Origin of the sequence: Streptomyces sp. NPDC004658 (assembly GCF_040609555.1) — a bacterium.
Taxonomy (GTDB): Bacteria; Actinomycetota; Actinomycetes; order Streptomycetales; family Streptomycetaceae; genus Streptomyces.
Genome location: NZ_JBEXKG010000022.1, coordinates 52,519 through 74,428 on the forward strand (window position 1 = coordinate 52,519; position 21,910 = coordinate 74,428).

The following is a 21,910-nucleotide window of genomic DNA, read 5'->3' on the forward strand; positions in this document are numbered from 1 at the left end:
CGTGCCACACTGCCAGACTCCGTACCAGTAGGGAGCCACTCCGACCGATGGACAGCCTCGCCGCCACCGCGCTGCCCGACCTCTGGGACCGGCTCACCGGAACCCAGCCCGATCCCGACCTGTGGGTGGTGCTGGCCACGCTGGCCGCCGCGCTCGCCGTGGTCGTCCCGCACCCGGTGTGGCGGATATCCCGCAACGCGATCACCATCGCGCACGAGGGCGGTCACGGCCTGGTGGCCCTGCTCACCGGCCGGCAGCTCACCGGGATCCGGCTGCACTCCGACACCAGCGGGCTCACCGTGAGCCGGGGCAAGCCGTACGGACTGGGCATGATCCTGACGGCCGCCGCGGGGTACACGGCCCCCTCCCTGCTGGGCCTCGGCGGGGCCGCGCTGCTGGCCGCCGGGCGCATCACCGTCCTGCTGTGGGCGGCCACCGCCCTGCTGGTGGCGATGCTGGTGATGATCCGCAACGCGTACGGCGTGCTGACCGTGCTGCTCGCGGGCGGGGCCTTCCTGCTGGTGTCCTGGCTGACGGGGCCGCAGGTGCAGGCCGCGTTCGCGTACGCGGTGGTGTGGTTCCTGCTGGCCGGCGGGGTACGGCCGCCGTTCGAGCTCCAGGCCAAGCGGTCCCGGTCGGGGGCCGGGGACTCCGACGCGGACCAGTTGTCGCGGCTGACGCACGTGCCGGCGGGCCTGTGGCTGTTCCTGTTCCACGCGGTGTCGGTGTGCTCGCTCATCGGCGGGGGCCGCTGGCTGCTGGAAGGTTGACACCGGGCCCTCCTTATAAAGTGGCCCCATGGCCCCGAACACCTCCTCCACCGCCCTCTGGCCCGCCCCGCACGCGAGCGGAGCCGTCGACGCGACGGTCCACGTGCCGGGGTCCAAGTCGGTCACCAACCGCGCCCTGGTCCTCGCGGCCCTGGCCTCCGAGCCCGGCTGGCTGCGCCGCCCGCTGCGGTCCCGCGACACCCTGCTGATGGCCGGCGCCCTGCGCGCCATGGGCGTGGAGATCGAGGAGGGCGTGGGCCCGGACGGCACCGGCGAGGCATGGCGGGTGCTGCCCACGGGCCTGTCCGGCCCGGCCACGGTCGACGTCGGCAACGCGGGCACGGTGATGCGGTTCCTGCCGCCGGTGGCCGCGCTGGCCGACGGCCCGGTCCGGTTCGACGGGGACCCGCGGTCGTACGAGCGCCCCCTGAACGGAGTGATCGACGCGCTGCGGGTGCTCGGTGCCCGGATCGACGACGACGGCCGGGGCACGCTGCCGCTGACCGTGCACGGCGGCGGGGCCCTGGACGGCGGCCCGGTGTCGATCGACGCCTCCTCCTCGTCACAGTTCGTGTCCGCGCTGCTGCTGTCGGGCCCCCGTTTCAACCAGGGCGTGGAGGTCCGCCACACCGGCGCCAGCCTGCCCTCGATGCCGCACATCCGGATGACGGTGGACATGCTGCGCGCGGTCGGCGCCCAGGTGGACACGCCGGAGTCGGGCGGCGAGCCGAACGTGTGGCGGGTGACGCCGGGCGCGCTGCTCGGCCGGGACCTGACGATCGAGCCCGACCTGTCCAACGCGCAGCCGTTCCTGGCGGCGGCGCTGGTCACCGGCGGCAAGGTGGTGATCCCGGACTGGCCGGCCCGTACCACCCAGCCGGGTGACCGGCTGCGGGAGATCTTCACCGAGATGGGCGGTTCCTGCGAACTGACCGAGTACGGCCTGGAGTTCACCGGCTCGGGGACGATCCACGGCATCGACGTGGACCTCGGTGACGTGGGCGAGCTGACCCCCGGCATCGCGGCGGTGGCCGCGCTCGCCGACTCCCCGTCCACCCTGCGGGGCGTGGCCCATCTGCGGCTGCACGAGACGGACCGGCTGGCCGCGCTCACCAAGGAGATCAACGAGCTGGGCGGTGACGTCACGGAGACGGCCGACGGCCTGCACATCCGCCCGCGCGCCCTGCACGGCGGGACCTTCCACACCTACGAGGACCACCGCATGGCGACCGCCGGTGCGATCATCGGCCTGGCCGTGCCGGGCGTGCGGATCGAGAACGTGGCGACGACGGCGAAGACCCTGCCGGACTTCCCCGAGCTGTGGACCGGGATGCTCGGGCAGTAGGGACACGCCATGCGCCGCTACGGCAAGCACACCGACGAGGACGACATCCGCAGCCGCCCCAACCGCAAGGGCAACCGGCCGCGGACCAACATCCGGCCCAAGCACGAGGACGCGGCCGAGGGCATGGTCCTCACCGTCGACCGGGGGCGGCTGACCTGCCTGGTCGGGGACCGGATCGTGATGGCGATGAAGGCGCGCGAGCTGGGCCGCAAGGCCGCCGTGGTGGGCGACCGGGTGGCCCTGGTCGGTGATCTGTCCGGCCAGAAGGACACGCTCGCCCGGATCGTCCGCATCGAGGAGCGGACGTCGGTGCTGCGCCGCACGGCCGACGACGACGATCCGTACGAGCGGGTGGTCGTCGCCAACGCCGACCAGCTGGCGATCGTGACGGCCCTGGCGGATCCCGAGCCCCGCCCCCGGCTGATCGACCGCTGCCTGGTCGCGGCCTTCGACGGCGGTCTGGAGCCGCTGCTGGTGATGACCAAGTCGGACCTGGCCCCGCCGGACAAACTGCTGGAGCTGTACGGCGACCTCGACATCCCGTACGTCGTCACCAGCCGCGCGGAACTGGAGAACGGGGACGCGGCGGACCGGGTGCGCGCCCACCTCGACGGCAAGATCACCGCGTTCGTGGGCCACTCGGGCGTGGGCAAGACGACCCTGGTCAACGCGCTGGTGCCCAAGGACCGCCGGCGTACGACGGGACACGTCAACGCGGTGACCGGCCGGGGCCGGCACACCACCACCTCGGCCCTCGCCCTGCCGCTGAGCGGCGGGGGCACCTCCCGCTCGAGCGGAGCCGAGAGTGGGGGAGGCTGGGTCGTCGACACCCCGGGGATCCGCTCCTTCGGGCTCGCGCACATCGACCCGTCCCGGGTGATCCACGCCTTCCCCGACCTCGAACCCGGCACGGAGGGCTGCCCGCGCGCGTGCAGCCACGACGAGCCGGACTGCGCGCTGGACGCGTGGGTGGAGGAGGGGCACGCGGACCCGGCACGCCTGTACTCGCTGCGCCGGCTGCTGGCCACCCGGGAGCGCAAGGAGGGCGACTGAGCCTCGCGTTGTTTGCCGGGGTGCGAGGCCGGTAAGTGCATAATCGCACCCAGCCGGGATCAACGGGAGGACCGCACATGGCGTGGCTGCTGGTCATCGTGGCCGGGATACTGGAGACCGGCTTCGCCGTGTGCCTCAAGCTCTCGCACGGGTTCACCCGCCTGTGGCCGACGATCGCCTTCGCGTCGTTCGCCCTCGGCAGCTTCGGTCTGCTCACCCTGTCCCTGCGGAAACTGGACGTCGGCCCCGCCTACGCCGTGTGGACCGGCATCGGAGCGGCGGGCACCGCTATCTACGGCATGGTCTTCCTCGGCGACCTGGTCTCCACCCTGAAGATCGTGTCGATCAGCCTGGTCATCGTCGGGGTGATCGGACTCCAGCTGTCCGGCTCCGCCCATTAGGACCCGGCGCGGCGACGCGGGGATGCAGCGCTTGCCCTCCCCGGCCCTGCACCAGGTGCCGTGGCAGCACCGCCCGGACCAGCTCCTCCATCCCGCCCTCCCCCGGCGGCGCCGCCACGCAGGACAGGGCGAGACGGACGACCAGCTCGCAGGAGCGGAGCAGCTCGGCGGTGTCGGCCGGGTCGGCGCCCGGACCGGCGAGCGCGGTCGCCGCCCGGTCCCGGACGATCCGCACGAAGTCGCGTGGCGCGGGCAGCGGCCCGTCCGCCCGGCGCTGTGCCGGTACCGCGGTGGTGGAGGGCACGGCGGTGAGCGGCGGGCTCGGCAGCCACTCGGTCCAGCAGCCGGTGAGCATGGCCCGCACCAGCGCGTTGTCCCGGGCCGCGGTGGCCGTCCACTCGGCGGTGGCGGTGAGCCGGTCCCGTGCCTCGGCGGCGCCGGCGAGGGCCCGCTCGACGCCGGCCAGGTATCCGTCGGCCTCCCGCCGCACCAGGGCCCGGGCCAGGCCGTCCTTGCCGCCGAACTCGTTGTACAGGGTCTGCCGGGACACCCCGGCCGACGCGGCCACGTCGACCATCCGCACCGCGGACCACGGCCGGCGCGCGAGCGCCGTGTACGCGGCGTCCAACAGCGATTCCCGGGCAGCAGGCATCCTCGCCTCCCTGGACCACACCGACTCTGCGCCCAGATTTGACGCGCTTGTATGCACTGTCAAGGGTTTGCGTGGGGGCACGGGGTGCGTCCGGCGCCCGCCGGCCGCGGGTGCGCCGTGGCCGCTCGCGCCGTTGCCACGCTCCTTCGGGGCACTCCCGCCGCCCCCGGTGGCCCCCTGCCGACCCCGCCGGATACCGTTCCTCACATGCCCGACTACCTCGACGACCTGCGCCTCGCCCACGTCCTCGCGGACGCGGCCGACGCCGCCACCACGGCCCGCTTCAGGGCCCTCGACCTCAAGGTGGAGACGAAGCCGGACATGACCCCGGTGAGCGAAGCGGACAAGGCGGCGGAGGAACTCATCCGCGGCCAGCTCCAGCGCGCCCGCCCGCGGGACGCCGTCCTCGGCGAGGAGTACGGCGTCGAGGGCACGGGCCCCCGCCGCTGGGTGATCGACCCCATCGACGGCACGAAGAACTACGTCCGGGGCGTCCCGGTCTGGGCCACCCTGATCTCGCTGATGGAGGCGGGCGAGGGAGGCTACCAGCCCGTCGTCGGCGTCGTCTCCGCACCCGCGCTCGGCCGCCGCTGGTGGGCCGCGAAGGGCCACGGCGCTTTCACCGGCCGGAACCTGACCTCCGCGAGCCGCATCCACGTCTCGCGCGTCGGCAGGCTCGCGGACGCCTCCTTCGCGTACTCCTCGCTCTCCGGCTGGGAGGAGCAGAACCGCCTCGACGGCTTCCTGGACCTGTCCCGCCAGGTGTGGCGCACGCGCGCGTACGGCGACTTCTGGCCGTACATGATGGTCGCCGAGGGCTCCGTGGACATCTGCGCCGAGCCGGAGCTGTCGCTGTGGGACATGGCCGCCAACGCGATCATCGTGACGGAGGCCGGCGGCACCTTCACCGGCCTCGACGGCCGCCCGGGTCCGCACAGCGGCAACGCGGCGGCGTCCAACGGCCTGCTGCACGACGAGTTGCTGGGGTATCTCAACCCGCGCTCGTGAGGAACGGGGATACTCCCGCCACGCCCTCAACTGGCGTCGCGCGCCCTCTTGTTGACCCTCCCTTTACCTGGCACTCTGGGGCCACCCCCACTTGTGAGCTTGTGAATCCCCGCACGGTTCCCAGGGATTCCTAGGAGGTGGTCCGTCCATGCTCGTCCGTGACGCCATGAGCACGGTGATTCTCACCCTCGGCCCCGCCCACACCCTCCGCCAGGCAGCCGCCCTGATGTCCGCCCGCCGCGTCGGCGCCGCCGTGGTCCTCGACCCGGACGCCGGCGGCATCGGCATCCTGACCGAACGCGACATCCTCAACTCCGTCGGCCTCGGACAGAACCCGGACGCGGAGCGCATCCACGCCCACACCACCACCGACGTCGTCTTCGCCGCCCCCACCTGGACCCTGGAGGAGGCGGCCCGCGCCATGGCGCACGGCGGCTTCCGGCACCTCGTCGTCCTCGACGGCGGTGACGTGGCCGGGATCGTCTCGGTCCGCGACATCGTCCGCCGCTGGCTCCCGGCCCGCGAGCCCACGCCCGCGCTGTGACATGCGAAGCGGGCCGGACCCCGAGCACCGTGGGGTCCGGCCCGCCAGCCGCGAGGGCGGCCGGCTCAGCCGCGCAGCGCCTGCACCGCCGCCTCCAGCCGCTTGCCGAAGTCGGCGTCGGCATTGCGGAAGTTGCCGATCGCCCGCTCGACGATGTCCTCGCGCGAGACCTGCGAGATCGCGCCCGCGAGGTTGGCGATCAGCCGCTCCTTCTCCGCCTCCGACATCAGCCGGTAGAGGTTGCCCGCCTGCACGAAGTCGTCGTCCTCGGCGTGCGCGGGCGTCGGGTGGTTGCCGGTGCCGCCCGCGAAGCCGTCGAACGGCTGCCAGAGCGGACGGCCGGTCTGCTGCGGCCCGCCGAAGCTGTTCGGCTCGTAGTTCTTCGCACCGCCGTGCCGCCCGTCGTACAGGAAGCCGTCACGGGAGTTGGTGCGCGCCTCGGTGGCGTGCGGTCGGTTCACCGGCAGGTGGTCGGCGTTGATGCCGACGCGGTAGCGGTGGGCGTCGCCGTACGCGAAGAGCCGGCCCTGGAGCATCTTGTCGGGCGAGGGGCCGATGCCGGGCACGAAGTGCGCCGGGGAGAAGATCGACTGCTCGACCTCGGCGAAGATGTTCTGCGGGTTGCGGTTCAGCTCCAGCTTGCCGATCTCGATGACCGGGTAGTCCGCGTGCGGCCAGACCTTGGTCAGGTCGAACGGGTTGAAGCGGTACGTCGCCGCGTCCGCCGCCGGCATGATCTGCACGCCCACGGTCCAGCTCGGGAACTCGCCGCGCTCGATCGCCTCGCGCAGGTCGCGCTGGTGGGAGTCGGGGTCCTTGCCCGCGAGGACCTCGGCCTCCTCGGCGGTGAGGTTCTTGATCCCCTGGTCGGTCTTGAAGTGGTACTTGACCCAGAAGACCTCGCCGGCCGCGTTGTTCCACTGGTAGGTGTGCGAGCCGAAGCCGTCCATGTGGCGGTACGACGCGGGGATGCCGCGGTCGCCGAACAGCCAGGTCACCTGGTGCGTGGACTCCGGCGACAGGGACCAGAAGTCCCACACGTTGTCGGGTTCCGTGGAGCCGGTGTACGGGTCGCGCTTCTGGGTGTGGATGAAGTCCGGGAACTTGATCGCGTCCCGGATGAAGAAGACCGGGGTGTTGTTGCCGACGAGGTCGTAGTTGCCCTCCTCGGTGTAGAACTTCAGCGCGAAGCCGCGCGGGTCGCGGACGGCGTCCGCCGCGCCGAGGTTGCCGGCCACGGTCGAGAAGCGCAGGAAGACCTCGGTCTGCTTGCCGGCCTCGGAGAGGAACGCGGCGCGGGTGTACGGCGTGACATCGGCGGTCACGGTGAAGGTGCCGTACGCGCCGGCGCCACGGGCGTGCACCACGCGCTCCGGGATGCGCTCGCGGTTGAAGTGCGCCAGCTTCTCCAGCAGGAGCTGGTCCTGGACGAGGACCGGCCCGCCGACGCCCGCCGTCTCGCTGTTCTGGTTGTCGGCGACCGGGGCACCGGCCTCCGTGGTGAGCGGTCCCTGCGTCACGTACGCCTCCTGCGTCATCACTGACTAGTCCTGTCCTGTGGCCAAAGCCGAATCCGATCCTACAATGGACATTGTCTAAGTCAAACGACGATCCAAAGTCACACCTATTCCCGACCTAGGGACTCCTCCTGTTAGGCTGGTGGCCATGAGCGACCTTCTGGAACGGCTGCGTGGACGCGGATGGCGGATGACCGCGCAGCGGCGCGTGGTGGCCGAGGTCCTGAACGGCGAGCACGTCCATCTGACGGCCGACGAGGTCCACGCACGGGCTGTCGCGAAGCTGCCCGAGATCTCCCGGGCCACCGTCTACAACACACTGGGCGAGCTGGTCTCGCTCGGCGAGGTGCTGGAAGTCACGACGGACAAGCGCGCCAAGCGGTACGACCCGAACGCGCACCGGCCGCACCACCACCTGGTCTGCGCACGGTGCGGCGCGATCCGCGACGTGCACCCGACCGGCAACCCCCTCGCCGACCTCCCCGACACCGAGCGCTTCGGCTTCACGGTGTCGGACGTCGAGGTGACGTACCGGGGGCTGTGCCCGGACTGCGCGGGCGCGTAGCCCCCCGCCCCCTCCCGCCTCCTCCGAGCCCCGGCATCCGCCGGGGCTCTTCGCGTATGCGTGCGCACACACGAGAGCCGTCCGCACGACAGCCCGTGCGCGCACACGAAAACACCGAGGGCCGGAACCCATCTCTGGATTCCGGCCCTCGGCCTTCAGTAGCGGGGACAGGATTTGAACCTGCGACCTCTGGGTTATGAGCCCAGCGAGCTACCGAGCTGCTCCACCCCGCGTCGGTGAACACGACACTACGTGAGGGAAGCATCCAGAAGCAAATCAGTTGGGGCCGGGGTGTCCGGCGTCACGCCGAGAGCTCCTCCCGCAGCGCGTCCCGCAGCCGTCCCGCCCGCTCGGACACCTCCGCCGGCCCCAGCGCCACCGCCCGGTCGGCCCACCGCTGCCCCTCCGCCAGCTCGCCGCGACGCGCGTAGACGAGGGCCAGCCGCAGCGCCGCCCGCCCATGGCCGGCATCGGCGGCCCGGGTCCACCACACCGCCGCCTCCGGCTCGCTGCCCTCGCGGGCGAGCAGCAGCCCCAGGTTGAAGGCGCCGTTGCGCGACCCGGCCTCGGCCGCCGCGCGGTACCAGCGCGCCGCCTCCACCACGTCACCGCGCGCCGCCGCGAGCATGCCGACCCGCACCTGCGCCCGCCGGTGCCCCTGCGAGGCGGCACGCTCGTACCACTCCTCGCACTCGGTCTTCTCCTGCACGGTCTCCCCCAGCTCGTGCGCGGGCTCCGGCGGCCGGCGCGCGTCGAGCAGGGTGGCGAGCCGGTATGCGCCCTCCGCGCTGCCGCCGCCCGCCGCACACCGCAGATGCCGTTCGGCTTCCTGCTCGTCGCCCTCGCGCAGCCGGGCGATCCCGACCTGGAGCGCGGCCTCGGCGTGCCCGGCGGCCGCCGCCCGCTCGTACCAGCGCAGCGCCATCGCGTCCTCGCCGCGCCCGGCGTAGAGGATGCCGAGGTTGAACGCGGCGTCCACGCTTCCGGCCTCGGCGGCCTTGGAGAACCACGGCTCGGCTCCGGTCGGGTCGCCGTTCTGGAGCAGCAGGATGGCCAGCGCGTTGGCGGCCTCGCGGTGCCCGGCGTACGCGGCCCGCCGGTACCACTGCTCGGCCTGGGCGGTCCGGCCCTGCTCGGCGCAGAGCAGCCCGAGGTTGTAGGCGCCGTTGTCGTCGCCGGCGTCCAGCGCGGCCCGGTACCAGCGCTCGGCGGTCTGGGTCTCGCCGCGCTCGGCGTGCAGCGCGCCCAGCGCGTTGGCCGCGTTGCCGTCGCCGTCCTGGGCGGCGCGCAGCCACCACACGGCCGCGCTCTCGGTGTCGCCGGCGTCGCGCAGCAGGAAGCCGAGCGCGCAGGCGGCCCGCGGCTCGCCGTCCTTGGCGGAGGTCAGGTACCAGCGCCCGGCCTCCTTCAGCTCGCCGCGCTTCTCCAGGATCGCCCCGAGCTGGAGCGCGGCCCGCCGGTGCCCGCGCGCGGCGGCCTGCCGGTACCACTGCTCGGCCTCCGCGACAGCGTTGTCGCCCCCGGTCTCGTCCCCGTGTCCGGCCGCGCGGTCGAGCGCGCGCGCCAGCCGGTAGGCGGCCTCCCGGTGCCCGCGCTCCGCGGCGGCCCGCATCCAGTGCTCGGCGCCGACGTCCCCGCGGTGCTCCAGCAGGTCGGCGAGCGCGTAGGCACCGAGGACATGGCCCTGCTCGGCGGACTGGCGCAGCCAGTACTCGGCGGCGGGTTCGTCCCCGCGCTCCCGGTGGTGGCGGCCGAGCGCGTGCGCGGCGGCGGCGGACCCGGCGACAGCGGCGATCCGCCACCAGCCGGCCGCCTCCTCCGGATAGCCGCGCTGGTGCAGCAGGACGCCCAGGTTGTTGGCGGCGGCCCGGTCACCGGCCGCGGTGGCCGCGCGCAGGTGGGGTTCGGCTCCGTCGAGGTCGCCGCGGCGCAGCAGCATGGCTCCGAGGACGCTGGCCGCCTCGGCGTCACCGCTCTGCGCGGCGAGCGCGAGGCGCGTCTCCTCGGCGGCTTCCCCCATGTCCACCATTTCGTCGCGGGCAGGCTCCACGTCGGAAGGCTGCACAAATCGCCCTGACTCGAACAGAGTTGCCTTGTCCCCCATAACGTCCATCGTCGCACCACCTGCAACCTGGGTACACCCGGTATACCGCAGCCCGTGAGGTCACTTGAGCGTTTTGTCGACATGCCCACAGAGAGACAAGTCAAACACAGACCGCCCAACTCCCCACGGCGGCGCGGCCGTCCCTCCCCTCAGTACATGAGTTCGCACACCACGAAGGCCCGGATCCGTGTTGGATCCGGGCCTTCGACTTCAGTAGCGGGGACAGGATTTGAACCTGCGACCTCTGGGTTATGAGCCCAGCGAGCTACCGAGCTGCTCCACCCCGCGCCGTTGTGTGTCAACCGTACCACGGCGCGGGGAGGTCTTGATCAACTCCGGTTCTCGCCGGCGCTCTTGTCGGCGCTCCTGTCGCCGTTCTTGCCGCCGGTGGCGCCGGCCTTGGCCTGGGCCTCCTCGGCTCGCTTCAGCGCGTCCTGGAGGTCCTTCTGCGCCTTGGCGTACGCGTCCCAGTCCGGCCCGTTCTTCAGCGCCTGCTGCCCGGCGTCGAACGCCTTCTGGGCGTCTTCCAGCGCCTGTTTGACCGTCGGATTGGCGGTGTTGGGCGGGTTGGTACCGGTCTGCGGCGGTTTGGTGGAACTCTTCACCCCGAACACCTCGTTGAGGGCCTCGTCCAGGGTGTCCTTGAACGCGGTCTTGCCCTCGTAGGTGACCAGAACCTTCCTCAGCAAGGGGTACTTGAGCGAGCCGCCGCGGACGTAGACGGGCTCCGCGTACAGCAGGCCCCCGTCCAGCGGCACGGTCAGCAGATTGCCGTACTCGACCTTCGAATGCCCGCGGCTGAGGAGGCTGATGGTCTCGGCGATGGCCGATTCGGAGTTGAACTGGCTCTGCACCTGTTTGGGGCCGTCGACGGTCGTGTTGGTCGGCAGCTTCAGGACCCTGATCCTGCCGTAGTCGCTGGTGCGCGGGTCGGAGTCGACGGCCATGAAGGCGCTGAGGTTGTCCCGCCCGTTGGGCGTGAACGTCGTCGTCAGCGAGAACGCCTGCTCGCTCTGGCCCGGCATCCTCATGCTCAGGTAGTACGGCGGCACCGCGCTGCCCGAGTTGTTCGTCGGGTCGTCCGGGACCTCCCAGACCTCGCTGCCGGTGAGGAAGGTCTGCGCGTCCGTCACGTGGTAACGGGTGAGCAGTTCGCGCTGCACCTTGAACAGGTCCTGCGGATAGCGCAGATGGTCCATCAGGTCCGCGGAGATGGCGCTGCGCGGCTCCACCGTGTCGGGGAAGGCCTTCATCCAGGTCTTCAGCACCGGGTCCTGGGTGTCCCACTGGTACAGCTTGACCTCGCCGGTGTACGCGTCGACGGTCGCCTTCACCGAGTTGCGGATGTAGTTGACCTGGTTCTGCTGGGCCACCACCGCGCGTGAGTTGTTCGTCGCGGTCAGCGAGTCCGCCGTCGTGTCACCGAGGGTCGTACGGGAGGAGTACGGGTAGCCGTTCGACGTCGTGTACGCGTCGACGATCCACTGGATGCGGCCGTTCACGACCGCCGGGTACGCGTCGCCGTCGATGGTCAGCCAGGGGGCGACGGCCTCCACGCGCTCCTTGGGTGTGCGGTTGTACAGGATCCGGGAGCCCTTGCCGATCGCGCCCGAGTAGAGGATCTGCGGCTCGTTGAACGCCACCGCGTACGCGGCCCGGTTGACCGGGTTGTCGAGGTTGACCCCGCTCCTGCCCTGGTAGCTGGTGGTCATCTCACGATCGTTGTCGGAGTAGTCGACCTCCTTCTGGGGGCCTCCGACGATCGAGTACGTGGTGGTCTTCTCGCCGTAGTAGATCCGCTGTTCGTACGACCCGAGGTCGCCCTGGGACGGGAGGTTCTGCTCGGTGAAGACCGGCCGGCCCTCGGCATCGGCCTCGGTGCCCTTGGCGGCCACCACGCCGAATCCGTGCGTGTACCGGAAGTGGTCGTTGATCCAGTTGTTCTTCGGGATGCCGTCGAGGTTCAGTTCGCGCAGACCGATGACGGTGTCCTGCTCCTTGCCGTCCTTCGGGTACCGGTCGACGTCGAGGTTCGTCGGGAATCCGTAGTAGGCCTTGATCTGCTGGAGCTGCTGGAACGTCGGCGAGACGACGTTCGGGTCCATGATGCGGATGCTGGCCGTGGCGTCGACCTGGTCGCGCAGCTTCGTCTTGTCGGAGGTCGTGGACCTGCCCGGGTACTCGGTGACCTTGGCCTGGTCGATGCCGTACGCCTCGCGGGTCGCCTTCAGGTTCTTCTGGACGTACGGCGCCTCCTTGGCCTGCTCGTTCGGCTGGACCTGGAACTTCTGCACGATGGCCGGGTACAGACCGCCGATCAGGATCGCCGACAGAACCATCAGGCCGAAGCCGATGACCGGCAGCTGCCAGGTGCGCCGCCACAGGGTGGCGAAGAACAGCAGCGCGCAGATGACGGCGATGCAGAACAGGATCGTCTTGGCCGGCAGATAGGCGTTGGCGTCGACGTAGCGCAGGCCGGTCCAGTTGCCGGTCGCCTTGAAGTCGCTGGACTTGACGGCGAGGCCGTACCGGTCGAGCCAGTAGGCGACCGCCTTGAGGGCCACGAAGATGCCGAGCAGGACCGACAGGTGTCCGGTCGCGGCGGCCGTGGCCCGCCCGCCCGGGCTGGTGACGCGCAGCCCGCCGTACAGGTAGTGCGTGAGCGCTGCGGCGATCAGGCACAGGATGGCGGCGGCGAACCCGAAGCCCAGCAGGAAGCGGTACCAGGGCAGGTCGAAGGCGTAGAAGGAGACGTCCAGGTGGAACTGCGGGTCCTTCTGGTGGAAGGACACGCCGTTCACCCACATCAGCCAGGTCCGCCACTGGCTCGACGCGGAGGCGCCCGCGATCAGCCCGACGAGGGCGGTCACGGCGAGCAGCAGCCACTTCTTGTACGGCGCGATGGCCATGCGGTAGCGGTCGAGGCTCTGCTGCTCCATGGACATGGCGCTGAGCGGGGGCCGCAGCCGGTGCGCGAGCCAGATGTTGAGCCCGACCGCGGCGGCCATCAGCAGGCCGAAGACGAAGAAGAGGCCGATCTTGGTCGACAGGGTGGTGGTGAACACGGACGAGTAGTGCACCGACCGGTACCACAGCCAGTCCGTCCAGAAGCCCGCGAACATGGTGAACGCCATGCCGAGCACGGCAAGGACGCCCAGTGTCACGAGCAGGACTCGGACCCTCCGGGACGGGCGGGCCGCTCTGATCCGTGGCCCCGTCGGGCCTCCGCCGCGGTCCGGCATCTGGAAAGCCAAGGTGCGCACCTCGAAGTTCGCTGTCGATCCGTCAGACCCTCGGGTTCGCGGGCCCGCCGTGGCCCCCCGTGATCGCGGGCCCACACCTATGCAACTTACTCACGGTTTACTCGGTTCCCGATTCCGGCCGGGAACGAGGCAGGATTGTGACCATGTCCAACACTCCCATGGCAGCGAACCCGCTCACCCGGGCCGTACTCGAGATCGACGAGTACGTCTCCGGCCTCGGCTGGGACCAGCCCGCTCGCCTCTTCGCCCTCGTAGACACCGCACGGCTGCGGGCTCAGGAACCCTCGCTCGCGGCCCAGCTGGGCCTGGAGGACGAGTCCGAGACCGCCGGTCTCACCCCGATCGAGCAGGACGAGCTCCCGTCCGGCAAGCCGCTCGACGAGTTCCTCGGCACCATCGCCTGGCCCGACGCGGTGGCCGGCTGCGCGCTCGCGGTGGAGCGCCTGATGCTGCCGCCGTCCGCCGAAGCCCAGGTCCCCTCCGGTCTGGACGAGGCCGGGCTGGCCAGGTGGGTGGCGGAGCACCCCGAGCGCCAGGAGGTCCGGATGACGGTGGCCGTGCTGCGCGACGGCAGCCGCGAGTCGGCGCTGCGGCTGCGGGAGAAGGACTCCCCGACGGAGGTCCTCACCGGCCCCGACCTGGTGCCGGGCCTGGCGGACGCGCTGGCGGCGACGTTCGCGGACTGATCCGGTTCGCGGACGGTCCCCGGCCCGCCCGGGGCACGGCGCTGGGGGCGCCCCTGACGGTCAGGGGCGCCCCCAGCCGTGTCACGGCCCGCTCAGCCCTTGGTGGTGCACTTCGGCAGGGCGGCGGTGTCCCCGGTGCGGATGTCCTTCAGCGCGTCGAGCGCGTCGCCGATGGTCTTGACCTTGACCAGGGTGAGCCCGCCGGGGGTGTCCTTGGCGGCAGCCGCGCAGTTGTCGGCGGGGGTCAGGAAGTACTGGGCGCCGCGGTCCCTCGCGCCGAGGGTCTTCATGTCGATGCCGCCGATCGGGCCGACCGTGCCGCTGTCGTCGATGGTGCCGGTGCCGGCGACGAACTTCCCGCCGGTGAGGCTGCCCGGGGTGAGCTTGTCGTAGATGCCGAGGGCGAACATCAGGCCGGCGCTGGGACCGCCGACGTCGGCGAGCTTGATGTCGATGGTGAACGGGAACGTGTGGTCGGTCCCGGCGGAGATGCCGACGATGGCCCGCTTGGCCCCGGTGTCGTGGGAGGCCGTCGTCGTGATCGTGACGTTCTGCGTCCTGGTCGCCGTCCTGTTCGCCTTCTCTGCGGCGGCCTGGTCCTTGGCGGGTACGACGGTGAAGACGACCTTCTGTCCCGGCTTGTGCCGGGTGACCAGCTTGGCGACGTCGGACGGCTGCTTGATCGCCGTACCGTCCACGGCCTTGATCACGTCACCGGCGTGCAGCCTGCCCTCCGCCGGGGAGCCCTTGACGACCGTGGAGACGATCACCCAGGACTTCACCGGGACGCCCAGCTCCTTCAGGGCGGCGACCTTGGCACTCTCCTGGGACTGGCTGAACTCCTCGGCGTTCTCCTGGGTGGACTGCTCCTCCGTCTTGCCGTCCGGGTACAGCGTGTCGTGCGGGATGACCTTGCTGTCGTGGGCGAGCCAGCCGTAGACGGCCTCGACGAGGTTCATCCGGTAGTCGGCGCTGGTGATGCGGACGGTGGTCATGTTCAGATGGCCGTCCGTCTGATAGGTCTTGTGCCCCGAGATCTGCAGCACCGGCTCGCCGTCGTGCTCGCCGAGCGTGTTCACGGTCGGGCCGGGAGACATCTCCGCGTACGGCACGGGGATGAGGACTCCCGCGCACAGGAGCGCGATCAGCATCAGGGTCGAGGCGAGCATCGTCGCGGTGCGGCGTGGCATGGCACGACAGTACGGGACGCCCCTGTCAGCGCACCGTCAGGGCTCCCGCGTCAGGCGCCGCGCGCACCCGTGTGGGACCTCTCCATGGCCTCGCGGAATCTGGCGTATCCGTCCAGCTCAGGGCCGTCGCTCCGCGTCTTGCGGGTCCGATTCGCCCACGTTCCCCACAGGCCACCGCCGACCGCGGCCACGAGCGGGATCAACAGCCAGACAAGCACCCCCATGCCGACCTCCCATACGCCGTGAGCGTCCGCAAATGACTGATCAGCAGATTAACCGCCTGCACGGACAACGCTCACGCTAGGGGGCCGGTTACGCAACCCGAGCGAATGGTGTGCCCGGTGTGACGCCTTCGGGGGAAGGGGGAGGACCAGACGGGTGAGCGGGGGGAGTGAGCGGAGCCTGGAGTGAGTCAGCGGGCGCCGGGCCGAGACCGGCGGAGCCGCCGTCGGACGGGGTCAGCAGGCGCCGACCCACTCCTCCGTGCCGTCCGAGAACTTCTGGTGCTTCCAGATGGGCACCTCGTGCTTGAGGTCGTCGATCAGCTTGCGGCACGCGTCGAAGGCCTCCGCACGGTGCGGGCAGGCCACGGCGACGACGACGGCCAGGTCGCCGACCCGCAGGTCCCCCACCCGGTGGACGGCGGCCAGCGCCCGCACGGGGTGGTCCGCGACGACCTTCTCCGCGACCCGCCGCATCTCGGCCTCGGCACTCGGGTGGCAGGAGTACCCGAGCGCGTCCACGTCGGCACCGCCGTCGTGGTTCCGCACGGTCCCCACGAACAGCGCGACACCCCCGGCCGCGTCGTCGCCCACGGCCTGGAACACCTCGTCCACGGAGAGCGGGGTCTCCCGGATGCCGATCAGCTTGATGGGGTCCTGAGCCGCCTGCTCACCGGGGTGATCGTTCGTATGCGCCATGCCCCCATCGTGCCCCACGCTGACGACAACGCGGAATACGAGTTTCCGCAGGCACGCGCGCGGGCCGCTTGGAGGCTCCTACAGCAGGGCTTCCGCATCGGCTGCTCCCCGCACGTCAGACGCGTCGCCGGGCCTTCCGCGCCCGCCGTACGACAGCGGCCGCGCCCAGCAGGGCGACCGTCGCCCCCGCCGCACCGGCGGCCGTCGCGTCCTTCCGGCCCAGCCGCCGCCCGGCCACGGTGTGCCGCCCGGACACCTCCTCCAGCAGCTCGGCGAGCACCTCCTCGTTGGTCCACTTCGGCCGCCATCCGGAATCGTGCAGACGGCTCCCGCTGACCACCCAGGGGTACATCGTGTAGGCGAGGTCCCCGGCCGGGGACGGGGTGAGCCCGATCCGGTGCAGCCGGGCCGCCGCGCCGAGCGCGACCGTCGAGGGCAGCTCCATCCGCCGGATGCCGCTCAGCTCCTCGACCTCCTCCTGCTCCAGCCACCCGTCGCAGCCGACGGCCAGTTCCCCGTCGACCTTCTCCAGCACGGCGTACTCCAGGGCGCTGCACAGGTCCTCGACGTGGCAGAACTGCCACGCGGGCCTCGACCCGGCCACGACCAGCAGCCGCGGCGACTCGAAGTACCTGGTCAGCGCGGTGTCCGTGCCGCCGACCAGGACGGCCGGCCGTACCACGGTGACGTTCAGGCCCGGGTGCGCGCGGGGGGCCCGCCGGGCCAGGCGTTCGATCTCCAGCAGGTCCCCGACGCCGGTCGCCTCGGCGGTGGCGCGCAGCTCCGCGTCCTCCGACAGCGGCAGCTCGTTGTCGGGCAGCGCGCCGTAGACCATCGCCGAGGTGCACAGCACCACCCGGTGCACGCCGGCCGCCGCGGCGGCGGTCAGGACGGTCTGTGTCCCCCGGACGTTGTAAGCGGTGCGCGCCGCCGGATCGGTCTCCAGGTCGAGGTCGAGCGCGAGGTGGACGACGACGTCGGCGCCCCGCAGCTTGTCCGCGATGGCGGGGTCGCGGACGTCGAGGATGTGCCACTGCGCCTCGGCGCACTCGCCGCGCCGTTCGTCGATGGCGAGGACCTGCCTGATCTCCTCGGAGGCGGCGAGTCGCTCGGTGAGCAGGGCACCGACCCCGGTGGCGGCGCCGGTCACCGCGACGACGGGCCCGCGCACGGCAGTCGTCTCGCCGGCGCGCAGCGCCGTCGTCGAGGGGCGGTGGTCGGGCGACGGGTGGGCTGAGTGGTTTCGCGCTGCGCGAACCTGTGGATCTGGGGAACTCACCGGGCGTCTCCAGCGGTTGTCTTCAGTACGGGCGCGAGTGACGCGTACGTACCAGGTGCATCCATCCTGCCGCAGGCGTTCCGTGGGCGAAGCACCGAGGCCCGATCGGGTCGGGGTGTCTACGCTGGGTGGTGTTGTCGGGCAGCCGCGCCGCCGGAGCGAAACCGGTGGCCTTACCAGCCGAGGAATCCCGTGAGTGACACCCCATTCGGTTTCGGCCTTCCGCCGGAGGAGCCGGAAGACGGCGACGAGGGCAAGAAGAAGGACCAGCAGAGCGGTGGTGGGCAGGGACCGGCCAATCCGTTCGGTTTCGGCGGCCTGCCCGGAGCCGGCGGCTTTGGCGGCCCCGGCGCCGACAACCCGCTCGCAGCCATGTTCGGTTCCCTGAACCCCACCGACCTGGGCGCCGCGTTCCAGCAGCTGGGCCAGATGCTCTCGTACGAGGGCGGCCCGGTGAACTGGGACATGGCCAAGCAGATCGCCCGCCAGACGGTCGCCCAGGGCACCTCGGACGGCACGAAGGACGCCAGTGTCGGCCCGGCCGAGCGCAAGGCGGTGGAGGAGGCCGTCCGTCTCGCCGACCTGTGGCTGGACGACGCGACGTCCCTGCCGTCGGGCTCCGGCTCGGCGGTGGCCTGGTCGCGCGCGGAGTGGGTCGAGGCCACCCTGCCCGCCTGGCAGGAGCTGGTCGACCCGGTCGCCGAGCGCGTCGGCGCGGCCATGGGCGACGTCCTGCCGGAGGAGATGCAGGCCATGGCGGGCCCGCTGATCGGCATGATGCGCTCGATGGGCGGCGCCATGTTCGGCACGCAGATCGGGCAGGCCGTGGGCGTGCTCGCGGGCGAGGTCGTCGGCTCGACCGACATCGGCCTGCCGCTGGGCCCGGCCGGCAAGGCCGCGCTGCTCCCGGCCAACGTGGCCGCGTTCGGCAAGGACCTGGGCGTGCCGCAGGAGGAGGTGCGGCTGTACCTGGCGCTGCGCGAGGCCGCGCACCAGCGGCTGTTCGCGCACGTGCCGTGGCTGCGCTCGCACCTGTTCGGCGCGGTCGACGGCTACGCGCGCGGCATCAAGGTGGACACGGCCAAGCTGGAGGACGTGGTCGGCCAGTTCGACCCGCAGAACCCGGAGCAGTTGCAGGACGCGCTCCAGCAGGGCATGTTCCAGCCGGAGGACACGCCCGAGCAGAAGGCCGCCCTGGCCCGTCTGGAGACCGCTCTGGCGCTCGTGGAGGGCTGGGTGGACGCGGTGGTCCACGCCGCCGCGAAGCCGCGCCTGTCGTCCGCCGACGCCCTGCGCGAGACGCTGCGCCGCCGCCGCGCGACCGGCGGCCCGGCGGAGCAGACGTTCGCCACGCTGATCGGCCTGGAGCTGCGTCCGCGCCGGCTGCGCGACGCCTCCCGTCTGTGGGCCTCGCTCACGGACGCGCGCGGGGTCGACGGCCGGGACGGCCTGTGGGCCCACCCGGACATGCTGCCGACCGCGACGGACCTCGACGACCCGGACGGCTTCGTCCACCGCGAGCAGCTGGACTTCTCCGAGCTGGACAAGATGCTCGGCGAGGCGGCGGGCGGCTCGGGCAAGCCCGACCTGCGCAAGAAGGACGGCGGCCGGAACAGCGAGGCCGAGGGCGGCGACGGCGAGGGCGACGACACCGAGTGAGCCTGTACGACGACGCGGTCCTCGTCCTGAAGGGGTACGAGGGCCAGGAAGAGCTGCGCCAGGCCTACCTGGACCATCTGGCGGCCCACCCGGACGGCCTGTGGAAGGCCTGTCACGCGGGTCATCTCACGGCCAGCGCCCTGGTGATCGACCCCGAGCGCGGCCGGGTGCTGCTCACGCTGCACCGGAAGCTGCGGATGTGGCTGCAGATGGGCGGCCACTGCGAGCCGGGCGACCCGACCCTGGAGGCTGCGGCCCTGCGGGAGGCGACCGAGGAGTCCGGCATCACCGGGCTGACGCTGCTTCCCGGCGGCCCGGTGAGACTGGACCGGCATCCCATCCCGGCTCCGTGCCACTGGCACTTCGACGTCCAGTACGCGGTCCTGGCCCCGCCCGGCGCGGCGCACGCGATCAGCGACGAGTCGCTCGACCTGCGCTGGTACGCCTACGACGAGGTGCCGGGCGTGGCCGACACGTCGGTCGTCCGCCTGCTGGACGCCACGCGCGCCCGGCTGTGACCGTGCGAGGGGTGGCCGCACAGGCGGTCACCCCTCGCTTGTTCGGGCTCAGCTCCAGACGTTGCCCTGGTTCTGTCCGCGCGCGCCCTGCTGTCCCATGCCGAACTGGGCGGCGAGGCCCTGCCCGATCACCGCGTTCTGCGGCGGCAGCAGCTCGCTGGGCTGCACGAGCGCGAAGCCGGTGCCCATGAAGCTCAGCTCCCAGCCCTCGCCGGTGCTGCCGCGCCGGCGCCACACGCCGGAGGAGTGCGTCTGGGCCTGCATCTGCACGCGCAGCCCGGTGGACCAGGCCACGATCGCGTCGGCGTCGCAGTTGACGTACCGGTCGGGCGTGACCTGCATCAGCAGCGGCGCCCCGGAGGTCATGAGGGCGACCCGGCCGCGTCCGGTGATGTTGAGCTGGTACTTGCCGGAGCCTGAGATGCCGTAGAGGCTGTCGACGGCGGTGACCTCGTGGTGCAGCGAGGAGTCCATGGCGAGGACGTAGGAGCTGTCGACGGTCAGCCCGTCCTGCTCGACGTCCATGATGTGCACGTGCTGGGCGAGGTTCGCGAGGTAGACAGTGCCCTGTCCGTGACAGCGCATCAGGTCCAGGCCCTCGCCGGTGTGCGCACGCGCGCGTGCCTGGCCGTTGCTGCGGTACTCGGCGTCGAACTCGACCAGGCCCTGGTAGGCGACCATGGTGCCCTTGCGGGCGAGCAGGTCGTCGTGGCCCTCCAGGGTGACCCGGAGCATCTGCGGGTTCTGCAGGCTCCAGCGCTCCTGCGTCTGGATGTCGTTGTGCGCGAAAAGCGGGCTCTGCATGGTGTTCTGGCTCCCCCTCAGCCCCGGATCCGGAGGCGGTCGGTGCTGTCCTCGCTGGGCTGGACGACGACGATGCCCTGGCCCGAGAAGGCCATCTGGTAGGCCTCGCCGCTGCCCCGGCCGATCAGCGACTGGGCCTTGAAGCTGCGCTTGCCCTTCACCTTCAGGTTCGGCGACCAGGCGACGAGCGCGTCGGGGTCCACGTACGTCTCGTCCTCGCCGCCGCCGCAGTCCACGACGATCGGCTTGCCCCGGGAGGTGAGGGCCACCCAGCCCTGCCCGGAGATCTTCGTGTTCCACAGGCCCTGGCCGGCGAACTTCGCGAGCCCCTTCACGCGCTCCACGCCCCAGCTGAGGTGGGCGTCGAAGGCGAGCAGGTTGGTGGCGTTGACGGAGATGCCGTCGCCGTTGAGGTTGATCACGACGACGTCGGCGCCGTAGTCGGCGAGGTAGAGCAGGCCGTCGCCGGAGCACTTCATCAGCGGCGCGCCCTCACCGGTGACCCAGTCGCGGGCGATCTGGCGGACGGCCGGCGGGTTCGGCTCGTACTGGATGAAGCCCTCGTAGGCGACCATCGACCCCACGCGCGCGAGGAGGTCGTTCCCGGTCTGCAGGGCGACCTTCAGCATGTGGTTGCCGTGGTTCTCCATGCGGGCGGTGACGGGTGCGGGGGCGAAGCCCGCGAGCGGCTGGTTCATGACGGGCTCCCTCTAGACCTCGTACGGCTGGACGACGATGAAGTTGCCGGGCGCGCCCCGGAACTGGAGGTTGACGCTCTCGCCGGTGTCGCCCGGGTAGGCGTTGCGGCGCATGCGGACCTGGCTGGAGACGATCACCTGGGACGCGGCCGACCAGGCCACGACGGCGTTGCAGTCGGCGAAGGTGGTCGGCGTGACCGGCAGCACGACGGGCGTGCCGTGCGTCTTGACGACGATCGTGCCGGTGCCCTGGAACTGCATGGTGAACAGCGCGCCGCCCGGGATGCCGTGGCCCTCGATGCGGCGGACCTCGTACTGGAGGCTCTCGTCGAAGGCGAGGACGTTCTCGGCGGACACGCAGATGGCGTCGCCCTGGAGCTCGACGGGGTGCAGATGGGTGGAGTTCTCGGCGAGGAACACCTGGCCCTGGCCGGTGCAGCGCATCAGCTGCATCTCCTGGCCGGTGGCGTTGCCGACGATCCGCCCGGCGAATCCGGCGCCCTTGTAGCTGAAGTCGACCTTGCCCTGGTAGAGCACCATGCTGCCCTGCTTGGCCAGCACGGGCTGGCCGCCGATGCCGAGGTCGACGCGGATGAGCTTCTTGTTCTGCTGCGTCCAGCGCTGCCCGGTCGGCGTCTCCTTGAACGTCTGGAGCGCGGCCGTCACCCCGGCACCGCCCTGGGGCGCGCCCTGCGGCACTCCGTAGGGGGCGGGCTGCTGGCCGGGGACCTGCCCGTAGCCCGGGGGCATGGGCGGGGACGCCTGACCGCCGTAGGGGGCGGACTGCGGGCCGTGTCCGGGGGGCATCGGCGCGCCGGGCCGACCGCCGTAGGACGGCTGCTGCGGCGGCTGGCCGTACGGGGCGGGGGCCGGCGGCGGGACGGTGCCGCCTGCGGGCGGGGTCAGGGGCGCGATCACCGTCGGCGCGGCGTGC

At 71.7% G+C, this 21,910-nt stretch carries 20 protein-coding genes and 2 tRNA genes; 10 read left to right on the forward strand and 12 right to left on the reverse strand.

Annotated features, from left to right (window positions below; translation table 11 throughout):
- Positions 1 to 47: 47 nt before the first annotated feature.
- The 4 genes from ABZV94_RS11285 (at position 48) to ABZV94_RS11300 (ending at position 3,569) form a co-directional block, all read left to right on the forward strand.
- Complete coding sequence (locus ABZV94_RS11285) at positions 48 to 770, forward strand: M50 family metallopeptidase (RefSeq protein WP_356339633.1); 723 nt, start codon at positions 48 to 50, stop codon at positions 768 to 770.
- 28 nt (positions 771 to 798) lie between these two features.
- Entirely contained in the window at positions 799 to 2,115 is a 1,317-nt protein-coding gene (gene aroA / locus ABZV94_RS11290) for a 3-phosphoshikimate 1-carboxyvinyltransferase (RefSeq protein ID WP_356339635.1), read from the forward strand.
- 9 nt (positions 2,116 to 2,124) lie between these two features.
- A complete protein-coding gene (gene rsgA, locus ABZV94_RS11295; RefSeq protein WP_356339636.1) occupies positions 2,125 to 3,168 on the forward strand; it encodes a ribosome small subunit-dependent GTPase A in 1,044 nt (347 codons plus the stop codon).
- Positions 3,169 to 3,245: 77 nt separating this feature from the next.
- Positions 3,246 to 3,569: a multidrug efflux SMR transporter gene (locus tag ABZV94_RS11300; RefSeq protein ID WP_014674883.1), complete on the forward strand. Its 324-nt coding sequence runs from the start codon at positions 3,246 to 3,248 to the stop codon at positions 3,567 to 3,569.
- On the opposite strand, the gene ABZV94_RS11305 is transcribed toward ABZV94_RS11300, so the two are convergent.
- Entirely contained in the window at positions 3,523 to 4,221 is a 699-nt protein-coding gene (locus tag ABZV94_RS11305; RefSeq protein WP_356339638.1) for a helix-turn-helix domain-containing protein, read from the reverse strand. The genes ABZV94_RS11300 and ABZV94_RS11305 overlap by 47 nt on opposite strands.
- A 207-nt stretch (positions 4,222 to 4,428) precedes the next feature.
- Here ABZV94_RS11305 and hisN point away from each other — a divergent pair, with 207 nt between their 5' ends.
- Both hisN and ABZV94_RS11315 read left to right on the forward strand, forming a co-directional pair.
- Positions 4,429 to 5,229: a histidinol-phosphatase gene (hisN, locus tag ABZV94_RS11310; RefSeq protein WP_356339640.1), complete on the forward strand. Its 801-nt coding sequence runs from the start codon at positions 4,429 to 4,431 to the stop codon at positions 5,227 to 5,229.
- A gap of 148 nt (positions 5,230 to 5,377) precedes the next feature.
- Positions 5,378 to 5,773, forward strand: a complete 396-nt coding sequence (locus ABZV94_RS11315; RefSeq protein ID WP_356339642.1) for a CBS domain-containing protein — start codon at positions 5,378 to 5,380, stop codon at positions 5,771 to 5,773.
- 65 nt (positions 5,774 to 5,838) lie between these two features.
- On the opposite strand, the gene ABZV94_RS11320 is transcribed toward ABZV94_RS11315, so the two are convergent.
- Positions 5,839 to 7,293, reverse strand: a complete 1,455-nt coding sequence (locus tag ABZV94_RS11320) for a catalase (RefSeq protein ID WP_356339644.1) — start codon at positions 7,291 to 7,293, stop codon at positions 5,839 to 5,841.
- 145 nt (positions 7,294 to 7,438) lie between these two features.
- Between ABZV94_RS11320 and ABZV94_RS11325 the strand changes: the two genes are divergently transcribed.
- A complete protein-coding gene (locus ABZV94_RS11325) occupies positions 7,439 to 7,855 on the forward strand; it encodes a Fur family transcriptional regulator (RefSeq protein WP_103812490.1) in 417 nt (138 codons plus the stop codon).
- A gap of 159 nt (positions 7,856 to 8,014) precedes the next feature.
- Here ABZV94_RS11325 and ABZV94_RS11330 read toward each other — a convergent pair.
- The 4 genes from ABZV94_RS11330 to ABZV94_RS11345 form a co-directional block, all read right to left on the reverse strand.
- Positions 8,015 to 8,088 (reverse strand) — tRNA-Met (locus ABZV94_RS11330).
- Positions 8,089 to 8,156: 68 nt separating this feature from the next.
- Positions 8,157 to 9,968: a tetratricopeptide repeat protein gene (locus ABZV94_RS11335; RefSeq protein WP_356339647.1), complete on the reverse strand. Its 1,812-nt coding sequence runs from the start codon at positions 9,966 to 9,968 to the stop codon at positions 8,157 to 8,159.
- A gap of 205 nt (positions 9,969 to 10,173) precedes the next feature.
- Positions 10,174 to 10,247: transfer RNA gene (locus ABZV94_RS11340), tRNA-Met, on the reverse strand.
- Positions 10,248 to 10,288: 41 nt separating this feature from the next.
- Complete coding sequence (locus ABZV94_RS11345; protein WP_356339669.1) at positions 10,289 to 13,201, reverse strand: UPF0182 family protein; 2,913 nt, start codon at positions 13,199 to 13,201, stop codon at positions 10,289 to 10,291.
- A 164-nt stretch (positions 13,202 to 13,365) separates the two neighbouring features.
- Here ABZV94_RS11345 and ABZV94_RS11350 point away from each other — a divergent pair, with 164 nt between their 5' ends.
- Positions 13,366 to 13,908: a PPA1309 family protein gene (locus ABZV94_RS11350; protein ID WP_356339649.1), complete on the forward strand. Its 543-nt coding sequence runs from the start codon at positions 13,366 to 13,368 to the stop codon at positions 13,906 to 13,908.
- 92 nt (positions 13,909 to 14,000) lie between these two features.
- Here ABZV94_RS11350 and ABZV94_RS11355 read toward each other — a convergent pair whose 3' ends face one another.
- From ABZV94_RS11355 to ABZV94_RS11365, 3 genes are all read right to left on the reverse strand, one after another.
- Positions 14,001 to 15,098 (reverse strand): PDZ domain-containing protein, encoded by a 1,098-nt coding sequence (locus tag ABZV94_RS11355; protein WP_356339650.1) that lies wholly within the window; start codon positions 15,096 to 15,098, stop codon positions 14,001 to 14,003.
- Between the two features lie 458 nt (positions 15,099 to 15,556).
- The gene (locus tag ABZV94_RS11360; protein ID WP_356339652.1) at positions 15,557 to 16,018 is read right to left on the reverse strand and encodes a molybdenum cofactor biosynthesis protein MoaE; all 462 of its coding nucleotides are present in this window, start codon (positions 16,016 to 16,018) and stop codon (positions 15,557 to 15,559) included.
- 115 nt (positions 16,019 to 16,133) lie between these two features.
- The gene (locus ABZV94_RS11365; RefSeq protein WP_356339653.1) at positions 16,134 to 17,297 is read right to left on the reverse strand and encodes an SDR family oxidoreductase; all 1,164 of its coding nucleotides are present in this window, start codon (positions 17,295 to 17,297) and stop codon (positions 16,134 to 16,136) included.
- Between the two features lie 192 nt (positions 17,298 to 17,489).
- Between ABZV94_RS11365 and ABZV94_RS11370 the strand changes: the two genes are divergently transcribed.
- Together ABZV94_RS11370 and ABZV94_RS11375 are read left to right on the forward strand one after the other, a co-directional pair.
- Complete coding sequence (locus ABZV94_RS11370; protein WP_356339655.1) at positions 17,490 to 18,956, forward strand: zinc-dependent metalloprotease; 1,467 nt, start codon at positions 17,490 to 17,492, stop codon at positions 18,954 to 18,956.
- Positions 18,953 to 19,474, forward strand: a complete 522-nt coding sequence (locus tag ABZV94_RS11375) for an NUDIX hydrolase (RefSeq protein ID WP_356339657.1) — start codon at positions 18,953 to 18,955, stop codon at positions 19,472 to 19,474. Before ABZV94_RS11370 ends, ABZV94_RS11375 begins: the two co-directional genes overlap by 4 nt.
- Positions 19,475 to 19,522: 48 nt before the next feature.
- Here ABZV94_RS11375 and ABZV94_RS11380 read toward each other — a convergent pair whose 3' ends face one another.
- The 3 genes from ABZV94_RS11380 to ABZV94_RS11390 form a co-directional block, all read right to left on the reverse strand.
- Entirely contained in the window at positions 19,523 to 20,278 is a 756-nt protein-coding gene (locus tag ABZV94_RS11380) for an AIM24 family protein (protein ID WP_356339659.1), read from the reverse strand.
- 17 nt (positions 20,279 to 20,295) lie between these two features.
- Positions 20,296 to 20,976, reverse strand: coding sequence for an AIM24 family protein (locus ABZV94_RS11385; RefSeq protein ID WP_356339661.1), 681 nt, complete (start codon positions 20,974 to 20,976; stop codon positions 20,296 to 20,298).
- A gap of 12 nt (positions 20,977 to 20,988) precedes the next feature.
- The coding region (locus tag ABZV94_RS11390) for an AIM24 family protein (RefSeq protein WP_356339663.1) at positions 20,989 to 21,910 on the reverse strand (922 nt) is incomplete at its 5' end.

Excerpts from the sequence above, each read along its gene's own strand:
- ABZV94_RS11285 (WP_356339633.1), top strand. The coding sequence starts at position 48 with ATGGACAGCCTCGCCGCCACCGCGCTGCCCGACCTCTGGGACCGGCTC.
- aroA (WP_356339635.1), top strand. The coding sequence starts at position 799 with ATGGCCCCGAACACCTCCTCCACCGCCCTCTGGCCCGCCCCGCACGCG.
- rsgA (WP_356339636.1), top strand. The coding sequence starts at position 2,125 with ATGCGCCGCTACGGCAAGCACACCGACGAGGACGACATCCGCAGCCGC.
- ABZV94_RS11300 (WP_014674883.1), top strand. The coding sequence starts at position 3,246 with ATGGCGTGGCTGCTGGTCATCGTGGCCGGGATACTGGAGACCGGCTTC.
- ABZV94_RS11305 (WP_356339638.1), bottom strand. The coding sequence starts at position 4,221 with ATGCCTGCTGCCCGGGAATCGCTGTTGGACGCCGCGTACACGGCGCTC.
- hisN (WP_356339640.1), top strand. The coding sequence starts at position 4,429 with ATGCCCGACTACCTCGACGACCTGCGCCTCGCCCACGTCCTCGCGGAC.
- ABZV94_RS11315 (WP_356339642.1), top strand. The coding sequence starts at position 5,378 with ATGCTCGTCCGTGACGCCATGAGCACGGTGATTCTCACCCTCGGCCCC.
- ABZV94_RS11325 (WP_103812490.1), top strand. The coding sequence starts at position 7,439 with ATGAGCGACCTTCTGGAACGGCTGCGTGGACGCGGATGGCGGATGACC.
- ABZV94_RS11335 (WP_356339647.1), bottom strand. The coding sequence starts at position 9,968 with ATGGACGTTATGGGGGACAAGGCAACTCTGTTCGAGTCAGGGCGATTT.
- ABZV94_RS11345 (WP_356339669.1), bottom strand. The coding sequence starts at position 13,201 with ATGCCGGACCGCGGCGGAGGCCCGACGGGGCCACGGATCAGAGCGGCC.
- ABZV94_RS11350 (WP_356339649.1), top strand. The coding sequence starts at position 13,366 with ATGTCCAACACTCCCATGGCAGCGAACCCGCTCACCCGGGCCGTACTC.
- ABZV94_RS11355 (WP_356339650.1), bottom strand. The coding sequence starts at position 15,098 with ATGCCACGCCGCACCGCGACGATGCTCGCCTCGACCCTGATGCTGATC.
- ABZV94_RS11360 (WP_356339652.1), bottom strand. The coding sequence starts at position 16,018 with ATGGCGCATACGAACGATCACCCCGGTGAGCAGGCGGCTCAGGACCCC.
- ABZV94_RS11380 (WP_356339659.1), bottom strand. The coding sequence starts at position 20,278 with ATGCAGAGCCCGCTTTTCGCGCACAACGACATCCAGACGCAGGAGCGC.
- ABZV94_RS11385 (WP_356339661.1), bottom strand. The coding sequence starts at position 20,976 with ATGAACCAGCCGCTCGCGGGCTTCGCCCCCGCACCCGTCACCGCCCGC.